Here is a 19,371-nt window from a genome sequence, read left to right on the forward strand (position 1 = left end):
AAAAGATGAATCTGATTGAACCCTTACTGCGTCATGCAGTCCAGCAGCCCGACCATATCGCCTTAACCGATGGCGAAGAGAGCCGTACTTATTGGTCATTGGTACAGCGAATGACTACAATTGCACAGGGTATACGGCAAAATGGCCTTCACCACGATAAGGTTGCCATTTTATCTGCGAACCGCATTGAATTTGTAGAGGTGTTTTTAGGAGCTATTTATGCCGGGTGTGTTCCCATCCCTTTGGATCCCAAATGGAGTATAAATCAAGTGAACGCTGTTCTACAGCAATGTCAGCCGAAAATGATTTTTGCAGAGACCCATTTGGCAAAGATTCTAGACTTGCAGGACACAGAAATTCAACTTCTAACTTTTTCTGATCAGGACATGGGTTCAGGTTCCTATGACAGCTGGTTGCTCACTCTCAAGCCGGAAGCTGAAATGGATGAATCGAATGAATTATTGTTTATCGGCTTCACTTCAGGCACAACAGGAACACCTAAGGGTTATATGCGCACCCACTTGTCGTGGATTCAGAGCTTCGAGGCGACCAAAGAGGCTTTTCAGCTAAACCGCATAGAGCATATGTTAGCTCCAGGCCCCTTTGTTCATTCCTTGTCTTTATTCGCGGTAATGCAGAGTCTATATAGCGGTGCAACCTTTCATATCGTAAAAGAGTTCGATGCCGGCAAGGTTCTACAGTTGTGTAAACAGAATCCCGATGTTATTTTGTTCGTTGTGCCGACGATGATTGAAGCACTCCTCCAGCAGAAGGATAAATTTGGTCAGACGCAAATTCAGGCATTGATCAGCTCAGGCGGGAAATGGTCAGAGTTGTCTAAGAATAGATGCAGGGAGATATTCGGCGCAGCGAAGCTATATGAATTTTATGGCTCATCTGAAGCTAGTTATATCAGTTACCTGGATGTTCATGCCGACAACAAGCCGGATTCAGTAGGTAAACCCTTTTCCGGTGTACAGATATCAATTCGTGATGAGCATCTCCAAGAGGTATCCCAAGGGAGCATCGGGCAGCTTTACATTCGGAGTGATATGATGTTTACAGGGTATTATCATTTGCCGGAAGAGACATCAGCAGTTTTTCGTGACGGATGGCTAATCATCGGAGATTTTATGTATATGGATGAGGATGGATATTTGTATTTGGCTGGCCGCTCAAAAAACATGATGGTTTCAGGTGGTCTTAATATTTTCCCGGAAGAAGTAGAGTCTGTGCTGCAGCAGATGCCGGAAATTCAAGAAGTGATGGTACTAGGAGTACAGGATGCCTATTGGGGTGAACAGGTGACAGCACTTGTGAAGTGGAGCGGACAAACGCGTCTATCTGTAGAACAAATCAAGGATTACTGCTGCCGCCAAATCGCGAACTACAAGGCCCCAAAACAGCTTATCACGGTAGAGCAGTTCATTTATACAAGTAGCGGAAAAATTGCCCGGCAGGCAATGAAAGACTACGCGAAAAGATGGATGTTATGATAGAGGCTGTAATTGTGATCGCTAAACGGACGCCCATTGGCAGGATCGGCGGAGTGTTAAGTGCTCTTGAGCCGGAAGCATTATTAGCGCCGCTTATTCAGCATATTGTCGCAGAAACGAATGTGCCGAAGGAATTCATTGATGATGTCATCATTGGCAATGTAGTAGGTCCAGGCGGCAACATCGCACGGCTTTCTGCTCTGGAAGCAGGACTGCCAGTGACGGTCCCGGGTGTCACGGTTGACAGGCAGTGTGGTTCCGGTCTGGAGGCAGTCAATCTTGCGGCAAGGCTGATTCAAAGTGGTGCTGGCGAGATTTATTTGGCTGGTGGAGTTGAGAGTACGAGCCGTGCCCCTTGGAAAATGACCAAACCGCAAACGCTAACGGGTGCACCGCAGCTATATACACGAGCCCGTTTCACTCCCAGTGCCTACGGCGACCCGGATATGGGCATTGCAGCCGAGAATGTCGCCCGTAAATACGCGATTTCCCGGGAAGAACAGGACCGTTATGCTTTGAAAAGCCATCAAAAAGCCATTCATTCGCAGCAAACCGGCCGATTTCTGCAAGAGATCGTTCCTGTACAAGCGAATGGGGAATGGGTTACCCTAGATGAATGCCCCAGAGCCAATACTAGCCTGGAAAAGCTGCAGCAGCTGCCGCCAATCTTTCTGGAACAGGGTACGGTAACGGCTGGCAATGCATGTCCTCTGAATGATGGAGCGGCTCTGGTTCTGATGATGTCCCGCGAGAAATGCCGGGAGCTTCAACTAAAGCCTATTTTGCGTGTCGTCGATGCCCAAGCGGCAGGTGTTGATCCCAATTATTTAGGCATGGGGCCTGTTCCAGCTGTTCAAAAGGTGCTTAACCGCCAGCACCTGAGTGTTGCCGATTTGGATATCGTGGAGTTTAACGAAGCTTTTGCCTCACAAGTATTAGCTTCACTACAGGAGCTTCAGATTCCGCAGGAAAAGGTGAATCGTGGAGGCGGAGCACTGGCCATTGGCCATCCTTACGGTGCTTCCGGCGGCATCTTGATTACACGGTTATGCACGGAGATGTTATATAAACCTTATAAACGGGGGCTGGCCACACTAGGCATTGGTGGCGGGATAGGTCTGGCCACGCTGGTGGAGGCGGTCCAATGAATACAGTCCGGCATCAGGTTCATATCACTGCGGAGTGGATTTCTGACTATGCACAAAGTATCGGAGCTCCCTTGCAAATGATAAAAGGTGATCTGATCGCACCTGCCACAATGCCGATTATTTTCTGGCAGTTCTTTGATATTCCCTGGTTGCAGACGGATGTCCCCTTAATTCACGGCACGCAGCATTTCACTTACCAGGAACCAATTACCGCAGGGATGATCCTGGATTGTGAATTATCCTTAACAAGGATGGATAAGAAAGTAGTTAGACAGGAATGGATGACCTTTTATTATCACACTCTTGTATACACTTGTAGCGGTAATCTCATAGGGACGGCAGATACCATATTAATCCGGGCAGGTGATTAAGATTAAGAAACGTATAACTGCCGAGGCTGTCCGGCAATATGCGGCTGTCTCTAAAGATACGGCTGCCATTCATCTGAATGCCGAAGCTGCTGTTAAGGCTGGCTATAAGCGGCCTATAGCGCATGGTATGTATATTATGGGACTGGCACAATCATTATATTTAACTGATCATCCAGCAGGGTGGATTACATCGTATAGCATGAAATTTCAAAAGCCGCTTGTAGTAGATACGGGTGTGGTGTTTCACTTTGAGCCTCGCGACGGTCATATCGAAGTGAAAGTCACATTAGAAGCTGGTGATGTGATTGCTTCAGGTACCTTTTCAGTGAAAGAGATGAAGTGATGGATAAAGTAGCCGTAATTACAGGAGCCACTAGAGGGATTGGGCGCAGCATCGCCTTAAAGCTTGGCCAATCCGGTTATCAAGTGATTGTCAACGGGACAAAGCAGGCGCTAATCGACGAGGTTGTGCAGGAGATTCACCGGACAGGCGGCGAGGCGCGGGGAATTTGTGCCAATGTCGCAGATCCGCTTGAGGTCACTGCGATGGTGGATGCTGTCATCGCTGAGTATGGCCGTATAGATGTATTGATACATAACGCCGGTAATTTGCATGACCAGCAATGTCTGCATATGACGGATGAAGAATGGAACTCAGTGCTGGATGTGCATCTGAATGGAGCTTTTTATAGCATTCGCCGGGCACTGCCTCATATGCAAAATCATGGCGGAGACATTCTTCTGATGACCTCCACTGCCGGATTAACAGGTTCGATCAAGCAGGTGAATTATAGTGCGGCCAAAGCTGGAATGCTTGGTATGTTGTGGACGCTCGCAGCCGAACTAAAGCGTAACGGTATTAGAGTAAATGCCATTGCACCTGCTGCCTTAACGGATATGACTCGGCCTGTCATCCAGCATATGAAGGAAAAGTACGCCAGCCGCAATGAGCCGTTCCCGGAGTTCTGGCAGGTGGGGGAAACAGACGATATTGCCCGGTTCGCAGCCGCATTGCTGGAACAGCCTGATATTGAGTTAACAGGTGAAATCTTTGGTGTGAATGGTTCGAAGGTAACGAAGTGGCAAAAGCCGGAGCCTGCCTTTACCGAAACCGGCATCGAGGCATTTTTCACAACATGGCGGCAACAGAAGGGTAGTCATTAAATGCTGACATTCGATCACGTTCATTTTTATTATAAAAAAGGGCAGCCCGTCATAGAGGATTTAAGCTTTACGATTGAGACTGGGGAGTTCGTGGCAATTGTCGGGGCGAATGGCTGCGGCAAGTCTACAATTGCCAAGCTAATGGATGGATTGCTGCTTCCAAAACAAGGGGATGTAACCTTTCAGGATCTAAACACCTCCAGACCCGCAGACCTTAGGATGATCCATGAGCAAATAGGGTTTGTATTCCAGAATCCGGAGGACCAATTCATTACTACAACGGTTATGGATGAAGTGATATTTGGATTGGAAAACATTCGTGTGCCAAGGGAAGAAATACGCAGCCGGTTGGATCAAGCCCTACAGGCTGTGCAAATGGAGAATTATTTGGAGTCGATGCCCCATCAGCTCTCAGGCGGTCAAAAGCAACGGGTAGCTATTGCCGCCATCCTGGCTATGCAGCCCCGGATTATTATTTTTGACGAAGCTACTTCCATGCTTGATCCACAGGGGAGGGAGCAAGTGCTTTCGATCATGCAGGAGCTGCACCGCCAAGGCATGACCATTATCCACATCACCCATCATATGGAGGAAGTGCTGGCGGCGCGGCGCATTTTACTCATGGATAAGGGGCGGCTTGTATTTGATGGAGATCCGGTTTCCTTTTTTGAAACGGTGCCCGTTGAAGACTACCAATTAGAGCTTCCTTTTGCGGTTCGAGTATATCGAATGCTGCATCCGGACATGCCGCTAATGGCAGATTGGAAGGAGATGATCCGCTCACAATGGTCTACCAGCTAAGCAATCTAAGCGTTAGCTATGCCAATCGGGTGGCTCTGCAAAATGTCAGCTGCACGATTCAAGGAGGCAAGTGGATCTCTGTCATTGGCCATACAGGCGCCGGCAAGTCTACATTTGTCAAAGTGCTGAAGGGGCTGATACCGGACATTGCCGGAGAGTATTTGATTAATGATCATCCCATTCCCAAGGACCGTAAAGGACAACTAAAAGCCCTACCTGATATAGGCTACGTATTTCAATATCCCGAGCATCAATTATTTGAATCGACGGTGTACAAGGAGCTTGCCTTTGCTCCTAAGCTGCGTGGGGATACGCCTCAGCAGATAAAGAAGTCAATAGAAATCATTCTTCCGCAAGTAGGTCTGACAGAAGATATCCTGCCATTGGTTCCATTTCAGCTAAGCGGGGGGCAAAAGCGCCGTGTGGCTATCGCTTCCGTATTGATGATGGATCCGAAGCTGCTTATTCTGGATGAACCTACAGCAGGTCTCGATCCAGTAAGCCATGCCGCATTGCTTCAGCTGCTGAGTAAATGGCAGCAGCAAGGTAATCGCACCGTTCTCTTCGTATCCCATCAAATGAACGATGTTGCCGAATACTCGGATGAAGTCATGGTATTTCACGAGGGGCAACTCATGGGGCATTATGAGACCGGCACTTTATTTCTGGAACAAGCAGCATTGCTGGAGCAACTCGGTTTATCACTGCCGGAGCCTGTACAACTGTTAAAGATAGTTGAGGAAATGTCCGGGGAGATAATTGAGGTGGCGAGCTGCCGAGAGCAGGATATTTTCGCAAAAGTGCTGCCCATCTGGCAGGCAAGGAGACTCTAAATGTCTAATACCCTGTTAATGGGACAATATTGGGAGACGCACTCCATATTTCACCGTCTGGACCCGCGGACAAAGCTTGTGAGCATGATTATTATCATGCTGAGCTTCCTAATGCTGGACACGTTCGTCAGCTACGTTGTCGCAACCCTTTTTTTGGCCGGCATTATGTGGTTATCCAAAATCCCGTTACAGGTCTTTTGGAGAGGCATGAAGCCGGTCTTGTTTATTTTGATGTTTACTTTTCTCTATAATGCCTTATCCACGAAGGGGAATATCATTTGGTCCTGGTCCGTTATAGAGGTGACAGATGAGGGACTGCTGAAAGGGTTACGTTTCGTTTGGCGTATTGTCTTAATCATCTTGCTGGCTTCTATTTTAACGTTAACTACAAAACCGCTGACCTTAACCCATGGGCTGGAGAAATTACTGGCCCCTTTATCCAAACTCAATGTGCCTGTAGAGCAGTTTTCACTAATGATTGTGATTGCGATCCGGTTTATCCCAACGATTATGCAAGAGCTTGATCGGATTCTCCTGGCCCAGAAGGCCAGAGATTATGATATTACCACCTTAAAGCTGCCAAAACGTATATTTGCCTATATTCCGATTCTCGTGCCTTTGCTTCTAACGGTGATTCAACGTGCCGAACAATTGACTCACGCCATTGATGCGCGTGCTTATGGGAATGGGAAAGGGAGAACCTCCTATAAGCAATTGACATTCCAGCGTGTCGATTATCAAGCAGGGGGAGCAGTTATTCTAATGACCGTGATCCTGCTGCTGTTGAAAATTTGGGGATTTTAAGTGGATAGAAGGAGAGATAACGATGAAATGGGCTACACGGGTAACTGAATTGTTACAAATAAAGTATCCTATTATTCAAGGGGGACTTGCCTATTTAGCCTATGCAGATCTTGCGGCTGCGGTTTCAAATGCAGGAGGATTAGGCCAAATTACTGCTATGAGTCTCCCGGATGCAGATGCCTTACGCTCGGAAATTGAGCGTGCGCGCACCCTGACGAGCCAACCCTTTGGTGTCAATTTTGCTATTGGCAACCATAATTTAAATTATAGGGATCGGGTCCAGGTTGCTATTGATGAGCAGGTCCACGCTGTGACGATCACTGGTGGAGATCCTTCAGCGATACTAGAGATGATGCAACCCACGGCTATTAAAACACTGGTGCTTGTTTCCTCACGAAGACAAGCACAAAAGGCGGAACAGCTAGGCGCATCTGCGGTGATTGTTGTCGGGCAGGAAGGCGGCGGGCACTTAGGGCGTGATGATGTTGGAACCCTGGTGCTTGTCCCGCAAGTGGTTGATGCTGTTCAAATTCCCGTCGTTGCCTCAGGTGGAATTGGGGATGGCCGGGGCTGGATGGCTGCCTATGCCCTTGGTGCTGAAGGTATTGAAATGGGGACACGCTTTATCGCCACTCAGGAATGTGTGGACGCCTCCGCCTCTTACAAAAAAGCCTTGATTGAGAGTTCGGAGGCGGATACAACAGTGATCAAACGTTCCATCCATTCACCGGCCAGGGTACTGCGAAGTGCCTACACGGAGAAAATTCTCGAAATCGAGCGCGTAACCCCTACCTATGAAGCATTAAAAGAATATATTAGCGGTGAAGCCAACAAACGCTGGATTTATGAGGATTATGAAGAAGAGGGGTTCGGTTGGGCAGGTCAAGTGACCGGCATGATCCATGATATCCCAACCGTCGCCGAATTGATCAATAGAATGGTCCAAGAGGCGGAGAAGGTTCGCGGAAAATGGGGAAGCTAGCGTCCACGGAAAGTCCGGCGCAAGTCCTCGGTCCATTTGTCCGGGATTTCCCAGGGGATAAAATGTCCACCTTCTGCATGGGCTGTGATATTGACATGGTTATACCAGGGAGCGCGATCGCTGTCCAGGAAGTTCTGTACGCGGTTTTCGGTTGTGATCCCTGGCGGATTTTCGTAGCCCACGAAGCTAATACCGGTGGGTGCCTCAATGACAGGCCAGCGATCATGAGCGGGTGTCCACGGATAGCGGTTGGCGTTGGCGTAGACGCGTATTGAGGTTTCGATGGCGTTGTTAACCCAGTAGATTGTTGCGTGTGTAAGGATGTCGTCCTTGGAAAAAACATTCTCGACGTTGCCTTTATTATCACTCCATCTTGCCCAGCGTTCCAAGATCCATGCGAGCATGCCTGCGGGCGAATCGCTTAGTCCAAAGGCGAGGGTGGCGGGATCAAGAACATGTACGGCGAGATGTGAGGCGAAACGGCGATCCAGATTTAGAATCCCCTTCCGGATGTCTTCAGGGATATTGCCGGGTATAGGGCGGCCTCCTGCGAAATCCCAAGCGCGCTCCCCGTTGAAGAAATTAAGTTTCAGCGCTGACCCAATGTGTATCGCATAGAGCTCATCCGGATATTTATGTCCCAGTTGACCTGTCACGAGAGCGCCTACATCGCATCCTCCTGCAGCGTATTTAGTATAGCCGAGGATCTCTGTCATGAGTGTATGCCAGAGATCGGCAATTTTCCAAAAGTTCATATCCGGGTTGTCCGGCAGTGGCGTCGAAAATCCGAAACCGGGAAGTGAGGGGACGATTACGTCAAAGGCTTCGGCAAAGATGGCATAACCGTATCAAGGATTATTACTGAATCATTTAAAAGACGAACCGAATTACTTCAGGTATCAGAAACAGAATATCCCAATCATGTTGCGTTCGAAACGGAAAGGATGGCAATAACCAGAATTAACAATTCAACGGTTAAGATTTTATTTGTGAATAATGAACCAATAGGGACCATAGGCACCCGGCAGGAAGGAGAGATTGGAATGATTGATAGACTGGCTATCCTCCCATCGTACAGAGGTGAAGATTACGGAAGGTTATTATTAGAGCATTCAGAAAATGAATTATTTAACAACGATTGTACAGAAATACATATTTCCTTAGTTGCCAGCTATCAAAATTTAAGGAGGTTTTATGTTGAACACGGGTATACCTGCATAAGTTCAACAACTCTATCAGGCTTGCCCTGTGAAGTGCTTTCATTACGAAAATATAAAAGATGAGTTGAGCTGAGAATGGACCACGGTGCATTACCGGGATTTGACTTGTTAAAAAGCTGTTCAACTTGTATTCTTTTGAATGCCTCTTACGCCATTCGCCCGATTCTATGGTTGTATAGCATAACGGTTCCAATGGAAACCAGAACAACTGCAGCATTGGCGGCAATCGTTCCCGCCCAAGTCATAGTCATCGTGCCCAAGAGCGGAGACGCCGCATTGAACAGCGTGTGGAAGAATACGCTCATAAACACCCAGCCTTTGCCGGATATCCGATAGAGGGCCCCGTGGAAAAAGCGAAACGCAAAGAGTTGCACGGTAAACATCCAGAAATTAGTCAGTCCCTCTCCGTGATTCGTCCCCGGAATGAAAAAAAGCGGGATATGCCATAAAGCCCAAATGAATCCAAAGGCAAGAGAAGAGATCAGATAGCCATATTTTTTGTCGAGCCCCGGTTGCAGGATGTACATCCAGCCCGCTTCCTCCAAGCCACCGATAATGAGATTGCCCGGCAGGGAAAAGAAGATCATATAGAAGGGGAGCGCCAATTCCGTCTGGCCTGTAACGGCAAGATGAATCAAAAAATACAGGGCAAGCCCTGCAACAACGAACAGATAGAGAGAAATGTTGTTTTTGACGTAAAAAACTGTCTTCAACCATTCCTTAAAACCGGTTATTTTCTTGTTTCTCTTCAGAACAATATAACAAGCAATAGGGGGAGACAAAATATAAAGGGCAAACGGAATATTCATTGCAAATTGCGGCAATGTGTTCACCCAATTGTGAACCCGATAACCGAACGGCCCAAGAGCAATCAAAATGCCTGACACTAGATAGGCTATGCTAAAGGTCAGTAGGGTAAATTGGACTAAGATTTTTTTGTCTGTCAAAATATCTTCACCTCAGGTTTAGTATACATTAAATTTTCCGGCGATAGCCGATTTTTCGGGTAATTCAAGCGGAGAGAACCGTTTTTCCCTCCAACTATAAGCTGCACATAAAGTGGAAAGATTCAAATCTTCCGATAACGAATACCAGTTTCCTGAGTTTTTTGGGGCTCTAATTTAGAACTTTTCACTGTCCAGAAACTTAATTGTGGTCTATATAGTTGCGATATACCACAGCATATGATATTTTTGTATGAAAATAACAGGACTTTGTACACGCTCTAAAGTTCACCTTGTAATGTTAATATCTACAAGAGGTTAAGATTGTTTTTAACTATTGTTTAAATTAGGGATAGGCCAGCAAACGACCACCCTGGAAATGAAGTTAGGCTGTTTCTCTAACATTATTAAGAAAGCGCTTACACGTCTTATGAAAGGAGAAAAATGAATGCGGGAAAAAATCATAATCATTGATGATGATACTGAAACTCGCAAAATATTGGTTCAATCCTTACTAGAGCATGGATATGAAGCTGTTGGATATCCTCACAGCGGACAAGCATTGGTAAGCTTCATTCATTCTCACGATCCTGATTTAATTATTCTTGACCTGTCAATGCCAGGAGCGGGCGGCTTGAACTTATGCACGGAATTGCGCAAATTCAGCGATAAACCAGTCCTTTTTACAAGTCATCATACCGAAGATTATCTCAGAATTGAAGCCTTGAACCGGGGGGCAGATGAATTTATTGCCAAACCCTCCAGCTTTGAAGTATTGCTCGCCCGGATCAGAGCACACCTCCGCAGGTATAAACGGGCTTTCCCTGTTAATCAACGTCATTTAATTGTTTATCCAGGCCTGCAGATCGATCCTACTACCCACACAGTAATGGTCTATGGCAAGGAAGTCTTCTTATCCTCTAAAGAATTCCGACTCCTTGTTGTTCTGGCAAAGAACCCGAATCGCGTATTCCACACCGAAACCTTATATGATCTTATTTGGAAAGACATTAAGCATGGGGACATACGAACTGTCATGGTCCATATTTATAAATTGCGGCAAAAAATTGAAAAAAACCCGAGTGAACCGCTATATATTCATACTGTCAGAGGTGCCGGCTATAAATTTAACGGATCGGTTTCACTATTGATGGAATCCATGGATGCGTAGTATTAAAACAAAGCTAATCGAATAATCTAAGACTTTTCTTAAAAACTTATTTCATTACTTTAACTAGACTTTAACATAAGTTGGTAAGATGGACTTGGATGCAAACGATTGCAGTCCGCAAAAAAACCAGTTTTTTAGTAGTATATCGCTTGCTGGTTTACGGATTACGTACTCGTTTCATACCAAAGGGTACAGGAGGAGAAAAATCTAATGGTGAAAAAGAGTTGCAAAGTTTTACTAAGCATGATGCTGCTCTGCTCAATGCTGTGGAGCGTTGCAGTATTGCCAGCGGGCCAAGCAACAGCGGCCACAGTGACCCCGACAGCACCGTCCACAGCAGCGTCTGCAACAATCAGCAGCGCGCCGGTTAATAACACGATGATGCAGTTTTTCGAATGGAATACACCTAAGGATGGTGGTCATTGGAACCATCTTGCTGCCGAAGCAGCTAATCTGAGCGATGTGGGGATCACGGCAATCTGGATACCGCCTGCTTATAAAGGCCATGTGGGAACCGACGATGTTGGTTATGGCGTTTACGATTTCTACGATCTGGGTGAATTCAACCAGAAAGGAACCGTACGTACCAAATATGGTACAAAAGCTGAACTGAAATCGGCGATCAACTCGCTTCACAACAACAATGTTCAAGTCTACGGCGATATCGTTGTCAACCATATGATGGGCGGCGATCAAAGCGAGAACATTAAAGTGACACAAGTACAGGGCAACAACCGCAACCAGACGATTGGCGAGTTCAATACAAACGTTTGGACAAAATACAATTTTGATGGCCGCAATAATGCCTATTCCAATTTCAAATGGAATTGGACGCACTTTGACGGTTCAGGTGACTACGATAAAATTTACCGCTATCCAGGCAAAGCATGGGACTGGGAAGTTAGTACCGAGAACGGTAACTATGACTACCTGATGGGTACCGACATTGACTTTGACAACACTGCAGTTGCAGATGAAATAAAAAAATGGGGCGTATGGTATGTCAATGAAATGGGTCTGGACGGTTACAGGCTAGATGCTGTTAAACATATCAAATACGGCTTCATGGAGGAATTTGTAGAAAATGCCCGTGCCAAAACAGGCAAAGAGTTGTTCACTGTCGGTGAATTTATCGGTGGTACAGCTGAATTGAACTCCTACCTGGGCAAAGTGAATCAAAGTATGTCCTTATTTGATTTCCCGCTCCGCAACAACTTTGCGACAGCTTCCAGTTCCAACGGAGGTTATAGCATGCGCAACCTGGCCAGCGGAACATTGACGGGAACAAATTCGGATAAATCCGTTACTTTCATTGAGAATCATGATACGCAGCCTGACCGTTCAGATGCTCATGGCGCACAGGTTCTTGATTGGTTTAAACCGCTCGCTTATGCGTACACTCTGACACGACAGGAAGGTTATCCTTCAGTATTCTATGGTGACTACTATGGAACCAGAAGCAGCAACACTGCAGGTCCTGGAACTGGAAAAATCAAATCGCTGAAGAGCAAGCTTGATCCGCTTCTGAAAGCACGCAAGGATTACGCTTACGGTAAACAAAACGACTATCTTGATAGCGATGACATGATCGGCTGGACTCGTGAAGGTTTGGCTTCCAAACCAAACTCCGGATTGGCAACGGTCATGACAGACCGTGCCGGCGGATCGAAAACGATGTATGTGGGAACAAGCCACGCTGGTGAACAATGGAAAGATATCACAGGCAACTTCTCTGATAAGGTAACTATCGGCCCCAACGGTAATGGTACATTCAAGGTTAAAGACGGTTCTGTATCGGTATGGGTACCAGATGTGGCAACTCCAACCGATCAAGCCCCTACAGTACCAACAAATGTACAAGGAACAGCAGTAGGCACTACATCTGTAAATCTGAGTTGGACAGCATCTACTGACGACAAGGGAGTAGCTAAATACGAGGTTTATCGTGACAGCGCTCTCATCGGTGAATCCACCAGCACTACTTACAACGATTCAACAGTAGCAGCCAACAAGACCTACTCCTATACAGTCAAGGCTGTAGATACAATCGGACAGAAATCAGGCTTCAGCGTTGAGGCTACTGTTACCGTCGGCGGCGGAGGAACGCAAGATCAGCTTCCAACTGCGCCAACGAATGTGAAGGGAACAGCAATAGGCACAACATCTGTCAACCTGACATGGAGTCCTTCCACGGATGACAAGGGTGTTGTGAAATATGAGATTTACCGTGACGGTACGCTAAAAGGCGAAGCCACGGGAACAGCATATTCAGACAACACTATAGTGAATGACAAAACGTATTCCTACACAGTCAAGGCTGTAGATACGATTGGGCAGAAATCAGCATACAGTGTCCCTGCTGTCGTGAAAATCGGCAACGGTGGACAGCAGCAAGAAGGAAACTCATTCAGTTGGGACAATGCAAACGTTTACTTCGTCATGACAGACCGTTTCAATAACGGCAATACCAGCAATGACGGCGCTTATGGCAGACCTAAGACTGATGCATGGGGCTCGAATGTGGGTACATTCCACGGTGGAGATATTAAAGGTTTGACCAAGAAGCTGGAAGAAGGCTATTTCACAGATTTGGGTACAAATGCAATTTGGATCTCAGCTCCTTGGGAACAAATGCACGGCTGGGTAGGCGGTAAAGACGGTGACTTTGCTCACTATGGCTACCATGGCTACTATGCACTTGATTTCACTGCGATGGACAAGAGCATGGGTACCATTGATGAAATGCGCGAGTTCGTTGACCTCGCTCATACCAAAGGAATTCGTGTTGTCCTTGATGTGGTTATGAACCATGTCGCTTATCCGACACTTGTGGATATGGCGGAATACGGATACGGTGACCGCGGCGGACTCGCCGGAAACTGGACTCCGGATAAAGGCCAAGGCCAGAACTGGCACACGCACAACAACATTATGAACACAAATAATTCCAGTGCATGGGCTTCCTGGTGGGGCAGCAGTTGGATTCGCGCCAACACTATTGCGGGTTATGATCAATGCGGCAGCAACGATCAGACGCTGTGTGTAGGGTTCCTGCCTGATATCAAGACCGAATCCACTAGTGGTACCAGTTTGCCGCCGCTACTGAAGACGAAGTTCAACAAAGAAACAAGCGGTTACGACAACTGGATCGTTCCGGCTGCCAAGCAATACCGCAAAGATCTGAATGTCGCCCCTAAGGATTACATGATCAAATGGCTGTCCTCATGGGTCGAAGAATTCGGAGTTGATGGTTTCCGTATTGATACTGCGAAGCATGTTCAAGCAGACAAATGGAAAGAACTCAAGACAAGCGCAAGTAGTGCGCTTGCGAAATGGAGGCAGAATAACCCATCGAAACCGGGAGCAGATTGGACAGATAACTTCTGGATGACCGGGGAAGTTTGGGGTCAAGGCCTTGGAAGAGACGGCACTTATTTCGATAACGGGTTTGATTCCTTAATCAACTTTTCTTTCCAAGGTGCGAATATGAGTGACCTGGAAGGCCTTTTCTCCCGATATGCAAGTGAATTAAATGGAGATCTGCCTAACTATAATATGCTCAGCTATCTTTCTTCCCACGATAAAGGGTTGTACACCCGTGGAGGCATGATTCAGGCAGGCACCGCGCTTCTGCTTCTTCCGGGCGGAGTACAGACGTACTATGGAGATGAAACGGCAAGACCGTTCGGGGCTACTGGCTCTGACCCGTATCAGGGTACGCGCTCATTCATGAACTGGAGCGGCATTAACCAAGGTGTTCTGTCACACTGGCAGAAGATTGGGCAATTCAGAAACAATCACATTGCGATAGGTGCAGGAACTCATAAGAAAATTGCAGACAGCCCGTATACGTTCTCACGCACCTATGAGAAGGATGATGTTCTGGATAAAGTAGTCGTGGCTACAGGAGCTTCCGGAACTGTGGATGTGAATGTATCCGGCATCTTCCCGGATGGCACTACGGTACGCGATACTTACACGCAGAACGAAGTGGTTGTAAGCGGAGGCAAGGCCAAATTCTCCGCTGGAACCAACGGCGTTATTCTGATTGAAAATGTTGGCATCAACAAAAAGTTCCCGGTTCTGACGGCTTCACCAGCAGGCGGTAAATTCAAAACCGAAACTACCTCTGTAACGCTTTCGATCAAGAATGCGGACAGCGGCAAGTACACGCTGGATGGCAGTGATCCGGTTAACGGAAATGCATTTACCAATGGAACAACAATCACAATTGGCGCAGACATGGCCATTAATGACAAGAAAACACTGAAGATGTACGCCACGAATGAAAATGGCGAAGGTACGGCGTCGCACGATTTTACTAAGGGTGATCCTAACGCCAAGCTGGAAGTTTACCTCAAGAAACCGGCTGGATGGGGAACACCTTCCATTTACTTCTACGACACAGCACCTAAGGACAATGACCCAACCTGGGCTACAGCTCCAGCTATGACAAGCGCTGGCGGAGACTGGTATGTCTACAGCTTCGACAAAGCTGAACAAGCTACAATTATCTTTAAAGACAGCACAGGTAAACAAGTGCCTGCTCAGAACCAAGCTGGATTCACCAGAACAGCAACAGGCTGGTATGACGGAAGCGCTTGGTCCGATACAGATCCGCGTGTCGTGACTAAACCGACGGCTCCATCGAACCTGGCTAGTTCTGTAAAGACAGACAAGACAGTAACATTGACTTGGAATGCGTCCACTGACAGCTCCGGAATTGCCGGATACGACGTATACCGTAACAATGTGAAGGTTGGATCGGCTACAGCAGCGACTTATAAGGACACAGGCTTGACTGCAGAAACAACGTATACCTATAAAGTTATTGCCAGAAGCCAAACCGGCGGAACCTCCGATCCAAGTAACGAGCTCAGCGTTAAGACTAACCCGCCTGAACAAGGCACAGACAACACCGTTACGGTTTACTACAAAAAGGGATACGCAACTCCCTACATTCACTACCGCGCTGAAGGTGGCAACTGGACAGCCAGTCCTGGTGTGAAGATGGACGATTCTGTAATTCCGGGATATGCTGTGCACACGATTGACCTGGGAACCTCAGCGGCAACACGAGCAGAGGTAGCATTCAACAATGGCAGCGGTCAATGGGACAGCAACAATCAAAAGAACTATTTCTTCAATATAGGCGACAATACCTATGACACAGGTAAAGTGACCGCTGGTAAACCGGAAGGTCCAAAGCCAGGAAATAAGGTTACCGTCTACTACAAAGAGGGCTGGACAAATGTAAACATTCATTATCGCGCCGAGGGTGGTACCTGGACATCCGTTCCAGGTGTGAAGATGGAGAATGATTCGTTGAACCCTGGCTACAAAAAAATAACTGTTGATATTGGAACCGCTAGCCGTCTGGAAGCTTGTTTCAATAACGGAAGCAATGTTTGGGACACCAACAATCAGAAGAACTACTTCTTCAACGCAGGCGACAATATTTACATTCCTGGCAACAATAATGCTGCAGGACAAGTGAAGCTTGGGGAGAAACCGGTGGGAGTAGATACGATTGCTCCTTCAGTTCCAGCTAACCTGGCTGGCAATCTCAGCAGTGGAACTCCTAAGACGATCACCTTGACTTGGGGTGCCTCTACTGACAATGTTGGCGTAGCAGATTATCAAATTACCCGTAAGGCTGGTACAAGCACGGAGACATTTACGGTGAATGCAACAACTTTTATCGACAGCACGGTAACGGTAGGTACGACTTACAAGTACCAAGTCCGCGCTCGTGATGCTGCGAATAATTTCTCCGCCAACAGCAATGAAGTAACCATTGAAGTACCGAGTTCTGGTGATACCATCGCACCTTCGGCGCCAACAAATGTAACAGGTGCAGCGACTACTAACAAAGTTGCCCTTCAGTGGACAGCTTCGACAGATAATGTTGGTGTAACAGGTTATGAAATTTATCGTAATGGAGCTAAAGTTGGTACTTCAACAACTCCAAGCTATACCGATACAGGATTAACTGAAGCAACTTCGTACAAGTACACAGTCAAAGCTTATGACGCTGCAGGCAACTTTTCGGCTGCCAGCAACGAAGTAACCGTTGAAACTTCAGCCGGAACCGATACAGAGGCGCCAAGCGTTCCAGCCAGTCTTATATCGACCGGTAAGACAACTTCAACGGTGAGTCTGTCCTGGGCAGCTTCAACAGATAATGTGGCTGTAGCAGGTTACGACATCTATCGTGGTGCAGTAAAAGCAGGAACATCAACAACACCTGCATTCACGGACACCGGTTTGGCTGAAGAAACATCATATACCTACACTGTAAAAGCTTTCGATGCTGCAAATAACTTCTCAGCAGCAAGTGCTGAGCTTACAGTGGTCACATTGAAAGGAACGATCGTTATTCCTGGTGGTGACAAGCCCTATTCCACTAATCCTTCATTTGGTAAACGCGTAACTACTCCAATCACAATTGACGGAACTAACAGTGGTGAATGGACAGATGACATGCTGATTGCTATTGACATGGCCGGCGATGATCCGCGTACACTTGGCAGCAATTGGTCTCTTCATGAAGCGCCAATGGATCTTAGCCATCTGTGGGCAGCTTGGGACAACGAGTTCCTGTATCTGGCTTGGCAGTATGTAGATGTTACAGACATCGTTGATCCTGCTAATGCTGGTTCTGCAGGCGGTACACCGATCCGCTCCATGGATATGCCGCAGACGATTGCCATTGATACGATTCATGGTGCTGGCGCAACAAATGATATGTGGAAGAAGAATGGAAATCAGCCGCTCTGGGGCGGGCTGGATCTGCCTGATTATCAATTTAACATCGCTTCGAATATGTTCCACTCCGGTTACATTTCCAGAGCCGTAAACGGTGTGTTCCCTGTCGACGATGCTGGAGTGAACTATAAGACAGGCGCAGCAGCAGGTATTACCGTTAAATTTGCTAAAGGCAAAGGTTATTCATCCCTGTGGGGCGTGAAAGATGCTGATGATGTTAATGATTCAAGCAAGCTTGTAAACTTCATGGTACTTGGCCACGATCCAAATCGTGACACGCTCTATGAAGCGAAAATTCCTCTCAGCGCACTCGGAAATCCGGATATTGAAAATGCAGGTATCGGCGTAATGCTGCACCAAGGCGAGTACTCGCCAATGGACACCCTTCCAAATGATCCAGGGACTTCGAACACGCCAGGGGTTTCGGATTCCAACTCTCCTAAAGAGTGGGGCGACATCGATTTATTGACTGCACCATTCGCACGTATCGGCAGATAATAGCGGAAGGCCATCATTGAATTACACATTCCCCGCAACAACACAAAGAGGTCGGCCAGTTTTCTGGCTGACCTCTTTTCAATGAAACACTGTCAATGAACAACAAAAACATATAGGAATCTTTTGCACATTGATATTTCCATCTGTATAAGTTTCAGTAATGGAAAATCATTGGAATTCCAATAATATGTGAATCATAATGATTTGTCGTCATGAAACAAATGATGAATAACAATGAAATAATAAAAGAAATTTTAGCATATATTTCACTGAAAGCATTACTATATTCCGAGTTCATGTCGATAATAAGGTCAACATAGGCGGATATTTATAATATTTTGCTGAATTAAGGTGAAAAAGTTGTTTTTCCACTTCACAAATCTTAATATCTATGATTAAATGATTATGAAACGATAGTAAATATTTATGAAACGTATTTCACTATGATTGCATCACGGTGATATGCGTTCATAGCTTTTATAATACGGAAAGGGGGTGAATACAACTATTGCATCTGTATGTCATTCGACATGGACAGTCGACAATGAATATCGGGAAAGGAGGAGGTGCGGATTGTGAGCTGTCCGCTATAGGTTATTGGCAAGCCGAACAAATCCCAGCCTTCTTCCGGAACATTAAAGTTAAGGTCATTTATTGTAGTCCACTTCGAAGAGCGATTTTATCAGCATTGCCTCTTGCGCGGTTCTGTAATTTGCCGGTTATTCTTGTTCCTGAAATGTCAGAGATGTTCCTGGAACCTTGGACGTATTATCGGGATTACGAGTGGCAGAGTTGCGCTCAAATTGAAAGCGGTTACCAAAATGTGCGATTCATACATACACATGATGAAAGCAAGCGATGGTGGCCGGTATGGCCGGAAGTACCGAGCTCAGTCAGAGTAAGAGTTCAGTCCTTCTACGATGCTCATATTGCTCCGGAACTCGGGACGGACGAACATATTGTCGTATTTGGGCACGGGCAGTCCACAGCGGACTTGAAACAAATCGCTAACCCTGGCGACCTCATCCCTGTCTACAATGCGGGAATTGTACAGTTCGTTATGAATGCTGCTGGTAAATGCGAGTCTGCCGTAGTCCATACAGAGCATCTTGGGGTTCATGTGTCTGATTAAAACTGCAACAACAAACACAATAGATTGAAAGGGGTTTCA

At 46.7% G+C, this 19,371-nt stretch carries 15 protein-coding genes and 1 pseudogene; 14 read left to right on the top strand and 2 right to left on the bottom strand.

Translation table 11 applies throughout. The annotated features are described in order from the left end of the window. Positions 1-5 precede the first annotated feature (5 nt). Genes MHI45_RS00320 through MHI45_RS00360 form a run of 9 tightly spaced genes read left to right on the top strand, consistent with a single transcriptional unit; the run spans position 6 to position 7,599 of the window. Positions 6-1,496: an AMP-binding protein gene (locus MHI45_RS00320; RefSeq protein WP_076111983.1), complete on the top strand. Its 1,491-nt coding sequence runs from the start codon at positions 6-8 to the stop codon at positions 1,494-1,496. After that, a complete protein-coding gene (locus MHI45_RS00325; RefSeq protein ID WP_076111981.1) occupies positions 1,493-2,644 on the top strand; it encodes a thiolase family protein in 1,152 nt (383 codons plus the stop codon). The genes MHI45_RS00320 and MHI45_RS00325 overlap by 4 nt, the downstream gene beginning before the upstream one ends. Beyond that, positions 2,641-3,015 (top strand): hypothetical protein, encoded by a 375-nt coding sequence (locus MHI45_RS00330; RefSeq protein ID WP_076111980.1) that lies wholly within the window; start codon positions 2,641-2,643, stop codon positions 3,013-3,015. Before MHI45_RS00325 ends, MHI45_RS00330 begins: the two co-directional genes overlap by 4 nt. Next, positions 3,008-3,358 carry a MaoC family dehydratase gene (locus tag MHI45_RS00335; protein ID WP_256718161.1) on the top strand — a complete coding sequence of 117 codons (351 nt, stop codon included), beginning with the start codon at positions 3,008-3,010 and terminating at the stop codon, positions 3,356-3,358. The genes MHI45_RS00330 and MHI45_RS00335 overlap by 8 nt, the downstream gene beginning before the upstream one ends. Then, positions 3,358-4,179, top strand: coding sequence for an SDR family NAD(P)-dependent oxidoreductase (locus MHI45_RS00340; RefSeq protein ID WP_076111978.1), 822 nt, complete (start codon positions 3,358-3,360; stop codon positions 4,177-4,179). Before MHI45_RS00335 ends, MHI45_RS00340 begins: the two co-directional genes overlap by 1 nt. Then, a complete protein-coding gene (locus tag MHI45_RS00345) occupies positions 4,180-4,980 on the top strand; it encodes an energy-coupling factor transporter ATPase (protein ID WP_076111977.1) in 801 nt (266 codons plus the stop codon). Then, positions 4,965-5,813: an ATP-binding cassette domain-containing protein gene (locus MHI45_RS00350; protein WP_076111976.1), complete on the top strand. Its 849-nt coding sequence runs from the start codon at positions 4,965-4,967 to the stop codon at positions 5,811-5,813. Before MHI45_RS00345 ends, MHI45_RS00350 begins: the two co-directional genes overlap by 16 nt. After that, positions 5,814-6,617, top strand: a complete 804-nt coding sequence (locus MHI45_RS00355) for an energy-coupling factor transporter transmembrane component T family protein (RefSeq protein ID WP_076111974.1) — start codon at positions 5,814-5,816, stop codon at positions 6,615-6,617. Between the two features lie 22 nt (positions 6,618-6,639). After that, positions 6,640-7,599, top strand: coding sequence for an NAD(P)H-dependent flavin oxidoreductase (locus MHI45_RS00360; protein ID WP_076111972.1), 960 nt, complete (start codon positions 6,640-6,642; stop codon positions 7,597-7,599). Here the strand turns inward: MHI45_RS00360 and MHI45_RS00365 are convergent. After that, a complete protein-coding gene (locus MHI45_RS00365) occupies positions 7,596-8,435 on the bottom strand; it encodes an alpha/beta fold hydrolase (RefSeq protein WP_341119143.1) in 840 nt (279 codons plus the stop codon). The two genes, MHI45_RS00360 and MHI45_RS00365, sit on opposite strands and share 4 nt — an antisense overlap. Before the next feature lie 108 nt (positions 8,436-8,543). On the opposite strand from MHI45_RS00365, the gene MHI45_RS00370 reads away from it, so the two are divergent. Continuing rightward, entirely contained in the window at positions 8,544-8,882 is a 339-nt protein-coding gene (locus MHI45_RS00370; protein ID WP_076111970.1) for a GNAT family N-acetyltransferase, read from the top strand. Positions 8,883-8,965: 83 nt separating this feature from the next. On the opposite strand, the gene MHI45_RS00375 is transcribed toward MHI45_RS00370, so the two are convergent. After that, positions 8,966-9,766 (bottom strand): CPBP family intramembrane glutamic endopeptidase, encoded by an 801-nt coding sequence (locus tag MHI45_RS00375; protein ID WP_076111969.1) that lies wholly within the window; start codon positions 9,764-9,766, stop codon positions 8,966-8,968. Positions 9,767-10,211: 445 nt separating this feature from the next. On the opposite strand from MHI45_RS00375, the gene MHI45_RS00380 reads away from it, so the two are divergent. The 4 genes and pseudogenes from MHI45_RS00380 to MHI45_RS00390 all read left to right on the top strand — a co-directional run bounded on the left by MHI45_RS00380 (position 10,212) and on the right by MHI45_RS00390 (position 19,332). Beyond that, a complete protein-coding gene (locus MHI45_RS00380; protein ID WP_076111967.1) occupies positions 10,212-10,934 on the top strand; it encodes a response regulator transcription factor in 723 nt (240 codons plus the stop codon). A 243-nt stretch (positions 10,935-11,177) separates the two neighbouring features. Continuing rightward, positions 11,178-12,746, top strand: a pseudogene (locus MHI45_RS35060) (alpha-amylase); the annotation flags it as partial. 627 nt (positions 12,747-13,373) lie between these two features. Beyond that, positions 13,374-18,200, top strand: a complete 4,827-nt coding sequence (locus MHI45_RS00385) for a carbohydrate binding domain-containing protein (protein ID WP_439823173.1) — start codon at positions 13,374-13,376, stop codon at positions 18,198-18,200. Positions 18,201-18,744: 544 nt separating this feature from the next. Next, complete coding sequence (locus MHI45_RS00390) at positions 18,745-19,332, top strand: histidine phosphatase family protein (RefSeq protein WP_256718160.1); 588 nt, start codon at positions 18,745-18,747, stop codon at positions 19,330-19,332. Positions 19,333-19,371: the final 39 nt, after the last annotated feature.

Origin of the sequence: Paenibacillus sp. FSL H3-0321, assembly GCF_038002865.1 — a bacterium.
Lineage (GTDB): Bacteria > Bacillota > Bacilli > Paenibacillales > Paenibacillaceae > Paenibacillus_AQ.